Source organism: Catenibacterium mitsuokai, assembly GCF_025148785.1.
Taxonomy (GTDB): Bacteria; Bacillota_I; Bacilli_A; order Erysipelotrichales; family Coprobacillaceae; genus Catenibacterium; species Catenibacterium mitsuoka.
In genome coordinates this window covers 270,633-284,018 of sequence record NZ_CP102271.1, presented here as the reverse complement: position 1 = coordinate 284,018, position 13,386 = coordinate 270,633, and the positions used below count along the sequence as shown (strand labels likewise).

The window sequence follows — 13,386 nt, the reverse complement described above, 5'->3', positions numbered from 1 at the left end:
GAAAAAGAGGCCTAAGCCTCTTTAATGAATGGATCTCTCCAGAATACGATTAATAGATAGATTGTCATAACAACCCAGATGACTGGTTCACAGAAGATGACAGCCATATATTTAAAGACTGGAATAAGTGCGAATACGAAGATGATCTTACCAACTAATTCAATAATACTCGATACAAGTGGTAACATCTTCTGTCCAATACCTTGCAAGGCAAATCTAGTCTGCATTAATATACCTAAGACTGCATAGTTAGGGGCTACAATACGTAAATAAAGTGAGCCATTGTATAAGACTGTCTTGTCCGTTGTACCAGAAATCCATGTTACAAGTGTAGGGGCACTGAATAATAGAATAACGGTTGCTAATGCGGCTACAACGACATCATAGATATACATCTGTTTCATACCTTTGCGAATACGTGATACATTTTCTGCGCCTTTGTTTTGAGATACAAATGTACTGGCTGCTTGAGCCATGGCAGTAAATGGCATATTGAAGAACATATAAAGTTTTCTTGCAGCAGTATGACCTGCAATGATCTGTTTGCTTCCTAGACCATTGATACCTGACTGCAAGATAACTGAACCGGCATTAACGATCGCACTCATAACAGCCATAGAGTATCCCTGACCCAATAGTTCTTTATAAAGAGCTGCATCAAATTTAAAATGTCTCTTTTCTGGTACGAGTAATGGGACATTCTTAAAGATATAAATCAAACAGAATACGACTGATACCCCCTGGGCAATGACTGTCGCAACTGCTGCTCCTCTTACACCCATATGAAGCTGTGTGATAAAGAATAAGTCTAAACCGATATTTAATACTGATGATATGATTAAGAATACTAAAGGCATTAAACTATTCCCTATAGCACGCAATAATCCTGCACATAGATTATAGGCAAACATAACGACTAAGAATTGGACAATCACAATAATATAGCTATAAGCTTCATTCAGTAAGTCTGGTGATACATTGATTGCAATAAGTAATGGTTTAATTCCAATAGAGGCAATAATAGTAATCACAATAGAAGATATAATACCAATCACAAAACTCGCTGCCACTGATTTCTTTAAGAGTTCTTCATCTCCTGAACCATAGCTTCTTGCAGTGACAATAGATAACCCATTCCCAATACCTAACGCAAAACCTACTAATAAGTCATAGACCGCTGCACATGAACCAATGGCAGAAAGTGATGTCATTCCTAAAGTATTTCCTACAATGGCAGTGTCCATTGTGTTATAGAATTGCTGGAAGATGTTTGATATAAGAATTGGAATCATAAAGATAACTAAACTCTTAAATATTGAACCTTCAAGCATATTGACTGATGTTTTCTTTTTATCCACAATAATTTCTCCCTTCTTTTTCTGTGTTATTCTAACACAAATTAATGTTTATAATTCATAACTGACAAATTATGAAAACACTTTAACACTCGGTAGTACCTCTCGGTCAAGTGTTTGTGGTAGAATATGTACGGTGATCTATATGAAAACAATAAAATTATATGATGAAATGCCTTATAGTACAGATTTCAAGGCAACAGTAGTAGAAGTCAATAAGAATGAAATCATTCTTGATCAAACACTTTTCTTTCCTGAGGAAGGTGGCCAAGAATGTGATTTAGGAACTATTAATGATATTCCTGTTAAGGATGTACAAATTAAGAATGATGTGATTATCCATTATGTTAAGAAGCATCACTTCAATGTAGGAGATACAATAGAAGGTCATATTGACTGGAAGAGACGTTATTCTTTTATGCAGAATCATACAGGAGAACATCTTCTTTCTGGTATTGTGCATAGTTTATATGGTTATGATAATGTGAGTTTCCATCTAAATAGTGAAGAAGGACAAGTAGAATATGATGGTGATATCAAGGATATTGATTTAATAGAAGAGAAAGTGAATCAGGCAATCTATGAGAATAAAGAGATTCATTGTTTCTATCCTGATGATTTAGAGAGTATCTCTTATCGTTCTAAGAAAGAGATTGAAGGTAAAGTACGTATTGTAGAGATTAAAGATTATGATATATGCGCATGTTGTGCACCCCATGTAAAAAGAACAGGTGAATTAGGAATATTCAAGATCATCAAAGTGATTCATACCACTCGAGGTACACGTTTTATATTCTTATTTGGGGAACGTGCTTATCATCGTTTCAAGGATGATTTTGATCATCTTGAATCACTTTATCATCTTTTCTCTTCCAACAATCAAACACTTGTAAAACAAGTCAATAAGATGTATGAAGAAAAAACAGCTTTAGAAGTCAAATATGCACAACTAGAGAAAGAACATATGCTTTCTTTATGTGATCATGCTTATTTATTTGTAGAAGACTGTTTACCTGCAAATCAAAGAGAAGTAACGAATCATCTCGTCAATGTTTATAGTACAGGTGGTGTATTTGTAGGAAATGATGAGAAAGGCTATCGTTATGTCATAGGTTCTGCGAATAATGCATTGGATATATTGACACAATTAAAAAGCCTTAAAAGCAAAGGTGGAGGATCAAAGGATATGATCCAGGGATTTACACCTGCTTCTAAGGCTGAGTTGCTTAAAGCCCTCTCTTAGGGCTTTTTATAATACTTCATTAAGGCTTGTGTACCTAAGTCACCATAGCCTTCTTTTTCTAATTCCTGATAGTTTCTTAATACTGTTTCTAATACATTAAGTGTAATGTCTGATTCTTTGGCTTCTTCATCAGCAAGTTTCATATCTTTAATAAAGTGTTTCATAAAGAATCCTGGCTGATAATCATCTTTTAAGATTTTAGGACCAAATGCATCTAACTGATGACTTCCTGCCGCACCAGTAGACACAGACTTTAATAAAACATCTAAATCTAAACCTTTACTAGATGCATATGTGAGTGCTTCACATACACCAGATAATGCGCCTGCAATCATGATCTGATTGGCCATCTTTGCATGCTGTCCTGAACCACTAGGACCCTGATAATTAATATTAGTACCCATAGCTTTAAATAAAGGAAGACATGCTTCATAATCTTCTTTGTCTCCTCCTACAAGAATAGAAAGAGTCGCATTCTTTGCGCCTGTATCTCCACCAGTGACTGGTGCATCTAATACATGGAGATTTCTCTTTTTACCTTCTTCATATATTCTTTGATCAAGTGTAGGTGATGTCGTCGTCATATCAATAAGATATGTACCTTCCTTTACTGAATCAAGAATGTTGTTGTCATTAAAATAAACTTCTTCTACATCCTGTGGAAAACCTACAATAGTCATGACTGCATCTACATCTTTCACGCAATCATGAATAGTAGAATGAAGTGTCGCCCCCTTCTCTACTAAAGATGTCACCTTTTCTGGATGTCTTGCATAAATATGCATTTCATAACCTGCATCCATTAAATGACCTGCCATAGGTAGCCCCATGATACCTAAACCAATAAATCCGATTTTCTTCATCTTATATGTTCCTTTCCTATCATATACTGTATATCTAATTCTAAGATATTCACATTATCTACCATTTGATCAGTAATATCTACCTTCTGTGTAGGACAAAGCGTATAAACGAGTGTTTCTAATACATCTTTCTTTGTTTCTTTGTTCTCTACTTCTTCTAATATACCTAATAAATATACTGAACGATGATTGTGTGTTCTCTTTTCTTCATTGATACCACAATCTTCTACGACAGTGTAACTTACCTGTTTCCCTACACCATTGATCTTATGACCTGTCTTTGATGTATGGAAATAGAGCTTTCCATTCATGTAAATATGATCTAGAGGAATACTATAAGGTATTTCATCAAAGAATGAGAGAACACCATATGCTATCTTATTAATTATATTCACTGATTCATTATAGTTTAATAGCTGTTTTGTTTTTCTCATCTTCCCTGGAACTTTAAAAGGAAGTAACGATTCCCAGTCATCACTATAATGCATACAATGATCACCTAATGGCATATCATCCTTCACAATAGTCAAACCATCTTTAAATTTGTATAAGTAATCCATCTTCTTCCTCCATCATCTTCTGCATTGTTTTCATAACCCCATCATGCTCATTATCTTCTTGAGTCACAAAACGTGCTTTACTTTGTATAAAGTGATCTGCATTCTTCATTGCATAACTATAATAAGCATGCTTAAACATCGGTAGATCATTATCAGAATCCCCAAAGACCATTGTTTCTTCTTCTGATATACTTAATGTCTTTTGTAAGAAGATGACACTATCTGCTTTAGATTGTCCCTTCTTATTAATATCAATCCAACAGTCTCCTGATGGTTTCACTTCAAAACCTTTAATACAAGACAAAGGACCTTCCAAACAATTCTTCACTGGATCAATAGGATCACATACTGTAATCTTGAATATATCATCATCGATATCTTCTATTGTATTTACATAAGTAATATTAAAGTGAATTGTATGCTTACTTATAAGTTCCTTATCTTTATTGAATGCATACATGGCCTTCTTACCACTTAACATAGGAGCCATGCCTTTAAGTGTATTCACATAGTCAACTAGCTTATATACATCTTCATATTTCATATAATCTGCAAAGAGTGTATCTCCGTTATGTTGTATATAGCCACCATTTTCAGCCATAAGGTATATAGTCTTGTTACCTTCAAAGTATTTCTTCACTTCTCCCATCTGTCTTCCAGACGAAATCGCAAAAATGATATTTCTATCATACAATTCCTTATATATTTGATTAAAATGTGGGGGTAAATTCTTCTGATTATCCAACAAAGTGCCGTCCATATCACAAATAATCATCTTAATTTGTGTAAAATTCATACTTTTTCACCTCAAAATGCATTATATCACTATTTTCATACTAGACCAAAAAGTTAGGTTATGATAATATGTGGGCGGTGATGAAAAATGTCTAAATATCAAGAAGTAGTGGAAGATATTATCCACAAAATAGAAAATAATGAATATACTGATAAGCTGCCAACAGAAGATCAGTTAATTGAACAGTATCAGGTAAGTAGAAATACAATTAGAAATGCGATTCGTACTTTAAAGAAACAAGGTACTTTATTCTCTATTCAGGGAAGTGGTGTTTTTGTACGTCATACAAGAGATGATGATTCTTTATGGATGAATGGATCTCGTGGTATTACAGAGAATGCCCCTCGTCATAATATTACAACTGAAGTGAAGGGATTCCATATTATGATGGCTGGTGAAGAACTATCAAAACGTATGCAATGTGAACTCACTACACCTATCTACTATATTGAAAGAATTAGAAAGATGGATGGTGTACCAATGGCTATTGAGTACACATACTACAATAAAGATCTTATTCCTTCACTTGATCGTCGTATTGCGAGTCAGTCAATCTATACTTATATTAAGAATGATTTAAAGTTAAATATTGGTTTTGCGGATAAGTATTTCCATGTTAAAAAGTTAAGTGCACAGGAAGCCGCTATTCTAGGATTGGAAGAAGGTAGTCCTGCATTAGAAGTAGAAGACTATGTGCATCTTTCTAATGGACAGTTATTTAATGTGTCTCGTATTGTGTATAACTATAAGACAACTCATTTCTATGCCTCTAATGTCGATTAAGAAAAAAAGAACCTCGCAGGGTTCTTTTTCTTATCTAGAGGCAACATGCAGTGAGGAACAATCCGGATTATATATTCGCAGTATTTAGGAATGACAATAAGTTGATAGGCATTAATTGAGAAATGGTTTTATAATATTTTGTCCTTCTGCACTTTTCAAGCAGTCATTTTTATTTGCATTCTAGATTCTATGGCTATTATAGTACGTATGCGCTTGCATTTCAATATTAATACCAATGATTTTTACATATTTTTTAATTTTAGTAATGAAATAAGGAGGCTTTTAGTATGAAATGGTTGATTTTCATCATTATTATGATACAGACAGGATATAGATTTGTATTAGATGGTATAAAGAATAAACAAAGAAAGAAACCATTACCTATTGAAGTAAGTGATATATATGATAAGAAGCGTTATGAATCTTTCTTAAGTTATGAGAAGGATTATGACCATATGAAGTTATGTAATAGGTTATTCACAGTGTTAGTGTATATATTCTATTTATTCTCTCCTTTCTTATCTTATATAGATACACTTCCTTTAAATGTGTATACACGTTTCTTTGTGACATTGCTTAGTCTTTCTTTGATTAATAGAATCGTAAGTGTGTTCTTTGACTATTATGCATCGTTTAAGATAGAAGAAAAGTACGGCAAGAATAAGAAGACAATAGAAGTTTTTATAAAAGATGAAGTCGTAGAAACAGTACTAGACCTCATTCTTTCTTTCATCCTTTATATACCTTGTCTTTATATTCTTGAACATATTGACGAATGGACAAATCACTTTTCCATTACTTATACACAATCTTTGGTGTTATGTTTAGGACTTCTAGGTGTTAGTTTTATTCTTTATTTAATTGTCTTAAGTATCAGTTATGTGTATTTAAGAATCCAGTATACATTTACTGAATTAGAAGACAATGAACTAAGACACAAGATAGAAGAACTGATGAAGGATTGTCCTAAGAAAGTGAAACATATTAAAGTATACAATGAATCCAAGAAATCCACTGGTAAGAATGCCTTCTTATTAAAGATGTTATGGTATAAGGAATTTGGAATTGCAGATAACTTTCTTGATGAGAATTCTGAAGGAGAATTACTTGCAGTCCTCTCTCATGAAATAGGACATCTCAAACATAAAAAGAATATCTTTAACTATATGAAGTATATTGTATTATGTATTCTATTTATACTTATAGTCTATATAATTCCTCATGGTGAGTTATGTATAGTCTTATCAGAAAGAGTATTAGAGAGCTTTGGTCTTATTCATATGAACTATGATGTGATCTTTACATGTTTAGGTGTGATGATTACACCTATTATGTATATATGTTCTTTTTATATGAATTATGTATCAAGAAGAGAAGAGTATGAAGCAGATGACCAGGCCGTACATAATGGTTATGGAGAAGAATTAATAACTACTTTTAAGCGTATTTCCAGTGATGAACTGATAGATGTCTATCCAGCAGACTTCATTGAATATACCTCTTATGATCATCCAGGTATGTATCATCGTATTAAGCATATACAAGAAGAAATGAGAAACCGAAAGCCGTAAAGGCTTTCTTTTTTATTCTATATTTCGTTTAATATAAGTTATAATGTGCATATTTTCGTTTAATCATAAATATATGAAAGTTTTATCACTTTTATAACAATTTTTCTTTACAATGATAAAAATATTTTGTACTATAGTTTCACTTATATAGGAGGTGTGTGCATGAATAAAGGTTTATATGATTCATCTTTTGAACATGATAACTGTGGTATTGGTGCAGTTGTTAATATCAAAGGTGTAAAAACGCATATGACAGTATCAAATGCGTTAAAGATTGTAGAACAGTTAGAGCATAGAGCAGGTAAAGACGCAAAGGGTGAAACAGGGGACGGTGTTGGTATTTTAACTCAGGTCCCTTATACATTCTTTAAGAAGAGTATTAAGGATTTCCAGTTACCTAAGGAAGGTCATTATGGTGTTGGTCAGTTCTTCTTCCCTATGAATGAACTAGAAAGACATCAGGCAATGACTATGTTTGAAAAGATTATTACTAAGGAAGGTATGACTTTCCTTGGATGGAGAAAGGTAGAAACACATAAAGAGGTATTAGGTACCAAAGCGATTGAAGCGATGCCTTATATTATGCAGGGATTCGTAAAGAAACCTGATGATTGTGAAACAGGTCTTCCTTTTGACCGTCTTCTTTATCAAGCAAGAAGAATTTTTGAACAGAGTAATGAAAATACATATGTATGTTCATTATCTAGCCGTACTATTGTATATAAAGGTATGTTCCTTGTAGGACAGCTTAGAAGCTTCTTCCAGGACTTACAGGATGATGATTATAAGAGTGCAATCGCATTAGTGCATTCTCGTTTCTCTACAAATACGAATCCATCATGGCAAAGAGCGCATCCAAACCGCTTTATTGTCCACAATGGTGAAATTAATACAATTAGAGGTAATGCGAACAACATGCTTTCTCGTGAAGAAAACATGAAATGTGATGTATTAGATACAGAAAAGGTATTCCCTGTTGTCGATGTAAATGGTTCAGATTCTGCGATGTTAGATAACACATTAGAATTCTTAGTTATGAGTGGTATGGAACTTCCTCGTGCTGTTATGATGTGTATTCCAGAACCATGGGAAAACAATCCTTCTATGTCTAAAAAGAAGAAGGATTTCTATGCCTATAATGCAACAGTTATGGAACCTTGGGATGGACCAGCTTCTATTTTATTCTCTGATGGTGAATTAATGGGTGCTGTGCTTGATAGAAATGGTTTAAGACCTTCTCGTTATTATATTACTAAAGATTCTTATTTAATCTTATCTTCTGAAGTAGGTTCTTTAGATGTTCCTACAGAAGATATTGTGGTTAAGGACCGTTTACGTCCTGGTAAGATGCTTCTTGTAGATACTAAGAAGGGTGTTCTTATTAATGATGAAGAGTTAAAGAACTATTATGCACAAAAGGAACCTTATGGTGAATGGCTTGATTCACACCTCACATACTTAAAGGATTTAAAGATTCCTAATGAAAGAGTAGAGGTCATCAGTGATGAAAAGCTAGAAACTTTACAGACTGCTTTTGGTTATAAGTATGAAGATATTAAGGATTATATTATTCCAATGGCAATGAATGGTAGTGAACCAATTATCGCAATGGGTAATGATGCCCCTCTTGCGGCAATGAGTACTATGCATCAGCCACTCTTCAATTACTTTAAACAGTTATTTGCCCAGGTCACTAACCCTCCTATCGATTCTATTCGTGAAGAGATTGTGACATCTACTTCATTAGATATTGGTACTGAAGGAAATATCTTAAATGATTCACCGGATAACTGTCGTTTATTACATATTCATAACCCTATTCTTACGAATACAGATATTCTTAAGTTAAAACATCTTCATACAGATGATTTTGAAAGTGAAACTATTTCTACACTTTATTATAAGAATACATCACTTAAAAAGGCTTTAGATCACCTCTTTATTGAAGTAGATAAAGCATATCATCATGGCGCAAATATTATTATTCTTTCAGACCGTGGTGTAGATGATAACCATTGTGCTATTCCTGCATTACTTGCAGTTGCAAGTGTGAACTCTTATTTAGTACGTACTAAGAAGAGAATGAAGATGGCTTTAATTATTGAATCTGGTGAAACAAGAGAAGTGCATCATTTCGCAACACTACTTGGTTATGGTGCAAGTGCTATTAATGCTTATCTTGTTCAGGATACAATTCATCAGGCTGTAGAAGAAGGTTTATTAGAAAAAGATTACTATGCTGCAGTAGAAGATTATAATCATGCCGTACTTTCTGGTATTGTCAAGATTGCGTCTAAGATGGGTATTTCTACTTTACAGTCTTATCGTGGTTCTCAAAACTTTGAAGCCATTGGTATTTCTAAAGAAGTGATTGATACATACTTCCCTCATACAGTAAGTAGAGTAGAAGGTATTACTTTAAAGGATATTGAAGCTGATACAAATGCATTACATAATCAGGCTTTTGATCCTCTTGGATATGATGTGAATCCTACACTTGATTCTGGAGGATTCCATAAAGAAAGAAGTCATAAAGAAAAACATCTTTATAACCCTAAGACTATCCACTTATTACAGCAGGCAAGCCGTTTAGGTGATTATAAGTTATTTAAAGAATTCTCTGAAACTATTACTCAGGAAGAAGAAGGTATTAACTTACGTGGTTTATTAGACTTTGACTTCAGCAAGAGAAAACCTGTTTCTCTAGAAGAGGTAGAACCTGTAGAAAACATTGTGAAACGTTTTAAGACAGGTGCTATGAGTTATGGTTCTATTTCTAAAGAAGCCCATGAAACAATGGCTATCGCAATGAATAGATTACATGGTAAGAGTAACTCAGGTGAAGGTGGAGAAGATGCAGAACGTTTTGTGACTCGTTCGAATGGTGATTCTGCATGTTCAGCTATTAAACAGGTAGCCAGTGGTCGTTTTGGTGTAACAAGTGAATACTTATGTTCTGCCAACGAAATTCAGATCAAGATGGCTCAGGGTGCAAAACCAGGTGAGGGTGGACACTTACCTGCTGGTAAGGTTTATCCTTGGATTGCGAAGACTCGTCATAGTACTCCAGGTGTATCACTTATTTCACCACCTCCTCATCATGATATTTATTCTATTGAAGACTTAGCTCAGTTGATCTATGACTTAAAGAATGCGAATGAAGAAGCACGTATTAGTGTTAAGCTTGTATCTGAAGCAGGTGTTGGTACTGTTGCATCAGGTGTTGCAAAAGCAGGGGCTCAGGTTATTCTTATTTCTGGTTATGATGGTGGTACGGGTGCTGCACCTAGAAACTCAGTTTATAGTGCAGGTCTTCCTTGGGAATTAGGTCTTGCAGAAGCACATCAGACATTAATCATGAATGATTTAAGAGATCGTGTTGTGATTGAAACAGATGGTAAATTATTAACTGGTAGAGATCTTGCGATTGCATGCTTACTTGGTGCAGAAGAATATGGTTTTGCGACAGCACCACTTATTACTATGGGATGCGTTATGATGCGTGTGTGTAACTTAGATACATGTCCTGTAGGTGTTGCGACTCAGAACCCTATCTTACGTAAGAGATTTACAGGTAAACCTGAATATGTAGTGAACTTCATGAAGTTTGTTGCAGAAGAAATGCGTGAATATATGGCACAGTTAGGATTTAGAACAATCGATGAAATGGTTGGTCATACAGACTTATTAAAGAAGAAGGATATTGCGGATCAGTATCATATGGACTTATCTAAGATCTTAGATAGCACATATGCGAATGACGCACATAACTGCTTCAATCCAGCTCATGTATATGACTTCAAACTAAATGAAGTACTTGATACAAAGGTATTATTAAAGGCATTAGAACAGGCATCTCAGTCTCATAAGAAGACAGAAGTTTCTGTAGAAGTGTCTAATACAGACCGTTCATTTGGTACTATTCTTGGTTCTCATATTACTAAGACTTTAGGTAATTTTGTAGAAGATGACTTCATTACAGTGCGTGCGTTTGGTGCAGGTGGTCAGAGCTTTGGTGCCTTTATTCCTAAGGGATTAACACTTGAGTTAACAGGTGATTCTAATGACTACTTAGGTAAAGGTTTGTCAGGTGGTAAGATTATTGTGAAGACACCTCATGAAGCCACATTCAAGGCTGAAGACAATATTATTATTGGTAACGTTGCTTTATATGGTGCAACAAGTGGTGAAGCTTATATCAATGGTGTAGCTGGGGAACGTTTCTGTGTAAGAAACTCTGGTGCTAAGGCTGTTGTAGAAGGTGTCGGTGACCATGCATTAGAATATATGACAGGTGGTTTAGTTGTTATTTTAGGTGAAACAGGTAGAAACGTTGCTGCTGGTATGAGTGGTGGTATTGCGTATATCTATGATCCAAATAATGATTTATATGAAAAACTAAATGGTGCACTTGTAGAATATTCTGAAGTCAATAAGCCATATGATATTAAGACAGTAAGAGAATTAATTGAAAATCATTATAAGTATACTGGCTCAGAGAAAGCCAAAATGTTCTTAGATGATTTCAAGACATATATTGGTAAGTTTAAGAAGATCATTCCACATGATTATAAGAAGATGATGGATCTGATTGCTTATTATCAGTCACAGGGTCTCGATGAAGATCAGGCTAAGGTAGAAGCATTTAATGCCGCTATGAAAGGAGGAAAATAGTCATGGGTAAGAAAACTGGATTTTTAGATTATGCACGTGAGACATCTTATGAGGTTCCTCCTACAGAACGTATTAAGAACTTCGATGAATTCCATATCCCTTTGTCTACTAAAGAACAGCAGAAACAGGGTGCAAGATGTATGGACTGTGGTATTCCGTTTTGTCAGTACGGCCAGAAGATTAAAGGTATGTTTTCTGGCTGTCCTTTAAATAATTTAATTCCTGAATGGAATGATTTGGTATTTAAAGGTAAGTATGAACAGGCTCATAAACGTTTAAAAAAGACAAATAACTTCCCAGAATTCACTTCTAGAGTATGTCCTGCATTATGTGAAAAAGCATGTACATGTTCTTTAGATGGTGATGCTGTATCAGTCAAAGAGAATGAACATGCGATTATTGAATATGCTTATGAACATCTATTAGAAGAACCAAAACCACCAATAAAGCGTGTAGGTAAAAAGATTGCGGTTATTGGTTCAGGTCCTGCTGGTTTAGCTGCTGCAGATACACTTAATCAACGTGGTTATAATTGTGATGTATATGAAAGAGAAGATCGTTTAGGTGGACTATTAATGTATGGTATTCCTAATATGAAGATTGAGAAGAATATCATTGATCGTCGTATTTATAAGATGACTGCGGAAGGTGTAAAGTTCTTTACAAATAAAGACATTACAACTAAGAAACAGGCAAAAGAATTATTAAGTAAATACGATGCAGTTATTCTTGCAGTAGGTGCTAAGGAACCTAGAGATATTAATGTACCTGGTAGAGAAGGTAATAATATTCTATTCGCTGTAGACTATTTAACTCAGGTGACTAAGTCATTATTAAATAGTGAATTCAAGGATGGACAGTATCCTAATGCGAAAGGTAAGAATGTATTAGTCATCGGTGGTGGTGATACAGGAAATGACTGTGTTGGTACAGCTATTAGACATGGTGCAAAGTCTGTATTACAGCTAGAAATGATGTCTGAACCACCACTTGTAAGAGCGGATTCTAACCCATGGCCAGAATGGCCTTTAGTCAAGAAGACTGATTATGGACAGGAAGAAAACATTGCAGTATTTGGTGAAGATCCTCGTGTTTATAATAGTACAGTAAAAGAATTTATTCTTGATAGTAAGGGTAATGTAAAACAGGCTGTGATTGTAAAGTTACAGACTGTAGTGAAAGATGGTCGTCGTTCATTTGAACAGGTACCTGGTAGTGAAAAGACAGTACCTTGTGATCTAGTGCTTATTGCAGCAGGATTTATTGGGGCACAGAAGCCAGTCATTAATGCATTTGGTGTAGAATTAGATGCAAGAAATACTGTAAAATGTGATGAAAATGATCATCATACGAATATTAGTAAGTTATATAGTGCAGGTGATGTCCGTAGAGGTCAGTCTTTAGTCGTATGGGCTATTAGAGAAGGCCGTGACGTTGCGAAGCAGGTAGACTTTGATTTAATGGGATATACAGGGTTATAAAATATCGAGGTTGCAACTTAATTGTTGCAACCTCTTTTTGTATGTTAGAATAAATACAGG

9 protein-coding genes are annotated in these 13,386 nt (G+C 34.5%); 5 read left to right on the top strand and 4 right to left on the bottom strand.

Annotated elements, in window-relative coordinates:
* Nucleotides 1-11: 11 nt before the first annotated feature.
* A complete protein-coding gene (locus NQ499_RS01355; protein ID WP_006506774.1) occupies nucleotides 12-1,358 on the bottom strand; it encodes an MATE family efflux transporter in 1,347 nt (448 codons plus the stop codon).
* A 142-nt stretch (nucleotides 1,359-1,500) separates the two neighbouring features.
* On the opposite strand from NQ499_RS01355, the gene NQ499_RS01350 reads away from it, so the two are divergent.
* Complete coding sequence (locus NQ499_RS01350) at nucleotides 1,501-2,598, top strand: alanyl-tRNA editing protein (RefSeq protein WP_006506775.1); 1,098 nt, start codon at nucleotides 1,501-1,503, stop codon at nucleotides 2,596-2,598.
* Here the strand turns inward: NQ499_RS01350 and NQ499_RS01345 are convergent.
* From NQ499_RS01345 to NQ499_RS01335, 3 genes are read right to left on the bottom strand one after another with little or no spacing between them, the layout of a single operon-like run.
* A complete protein-coding gene (locus NQ499_RS01345) occupies nucleotides 2,595-3,461 on the bottom strand; it encodes an NAD(P)-dependent oxidoreductase (protein ID WP_006506776.1) in 867 nt (288 codons plus the stop codon). The genes NQ499_RS01350 and NQ499_RS01345 overlap by 4 nt on opposite strands.
* Nucleotides 3,458-4,021, bottom strand: coding sequence for a pyridoxamine 5'-phosphate oxidase family protein (locus tag NQ499_RS01340; RefSeq protein WP_006506777.1), 564 nt, complete (start codon nucleotides 4,019-4,021; stop codon nucleotides 3,458-3,460). Before NQ499_RS01340 ends, NQ499_RS01345 begins: the two co-directional genes overlap by 4 nt.
* Nucleotides 3,999-4,817, bottom strand: coding sequence for a Cof-type HAD-IIB family hydrolase (locus NQ499_RS01335; RefSeq protein ID WP_006506778.1), 819 nt, complete (start codon nucleotides 4,815-4,817; stop codon nucleotides 3,999-4,001). The genes NQ499_RS01340 and NQ499_RS01335 overlap by 23 nt, the downstream gene beginning before the upstream one ends.
* 87 nt (nucleotides 4,818-4,904) lie before the next feature.
* Here NQ499_RS01335 and NQ499_RS01330 point away from each other — a divergent pair, with 87 nt between their 5' ends.
* From NQ499_RS01330 to NQ499_RS01315, 4 genes are all read left to right on the top strand, one after another.
* Nucleotides 4,905-5,600, top strand: coding sequence for a GntR family transcriptional regulator (locus tag NQ499_RS01330; protein WP_006506779.1), 696 nt, complete (start codon nucleotides 4,905-4,907; stop codon nucleotides 5,598-5,600).
* 287 nt (nucleotides 5,601-5,887) lie between these two features.
* On the top strand, nucleotides 5,888-7,171 hold the full coding sequence (locus tag NQ499_RS01325; RefSeq protein WP_006506780.1) for a M48 family metalloprotease: 1,284 nt from the start codon (nucleotides 5,888-5,890) through the stop codon (nucleotides 7,169-7,171).
* Nucleotides 7,172-7,333: 162 nt separating this feature from the next.
* Nucleotides 7,334-11,845: a glutamate synthase large subunit gene (gene gltB / locus NQ499_RS01320; RefSeq protein ID WP_006506781.1), complete on the top strand. Its 4,512-nt coding sequence runs from the start codon at nucleotides 7,334-7,336 to the stop codon at nucleotides 11,843-11,845.
* A 2-nt stretch (nucleotides 11,846-11,847) separates the two neighbouring features.
* Nucleotides 11,848-13,326 (top strand): glutamate synthase subunit beta, encoded by a 1,479-nt coding sequence (locus NQ499_RS01315; RefSeq protein ID WP_006506782.1) that lies wholly within the window; start codon nucleotides 11,848-11,850, stop codon nucleotides 13,324-13,326.
* Nucleotides 13,327-13,386 lie beyond the last annotated feature (60 nt).

Excerpts from the sequence above, each read along its gene's own strand:
- NQ499_RS01350 (WP_006506775.1), top strand. The coding sequence starts at position 1,501 with ATGAAAACAATAAAATTATATGATGAAATGCCTTATAGTACAGATTTC.
- NQ499_RS01345 (WP_006506776.1), bottom strand. The coding sequence starts at position 3,461 with ATGAAGAAAATCGGATTTATTGGTTTAGGTATCATGGGGCTACCTATG.
- NQ499_RS01340 (WP_006506777.1), bottom strand. The coding sequence starts at position 4,021 with ATGGATTACTTATACAAATTTAAAGATGGTTTGACTATTGTGAAGGAT.
- NQ499_RS01335 (WP_006506778.1), bottom strand. The coding sequence starts at position 4,817 with ATGAATTTTACACAAATTAAGATGATTATTTGTGATATGGACGGCACT.
- NQ499_RS01330 (WP_006506779.1), top strand. The coding sequence starts at position 4,905 with ATGTCTAAATATCAAGAAGTAGTGGAAGATATTATCCACAAAATAGAA.
- NQ499_RS01325 (WP_006506780.1), top strand. The coding sequence starts at position 5,888 with ATGAAATGGTTGATTTTCATCATTATTATGATACAGACAGGATATAGA.
- gltB (WP_006506781.1), top strand. The coding sequence starts at position 7,334 with ATGAATAAAGGTTTATATGATTCATCTTTTGAACATGATAACTGTGGT.
- NQ499_RS01315 (WP_006506782.1), top strand. The coding sequence starts at position 11,848 with ATGGGTAAGAAAACTGGATTTTTAGATTATGCACGTGAGACATCTTAT.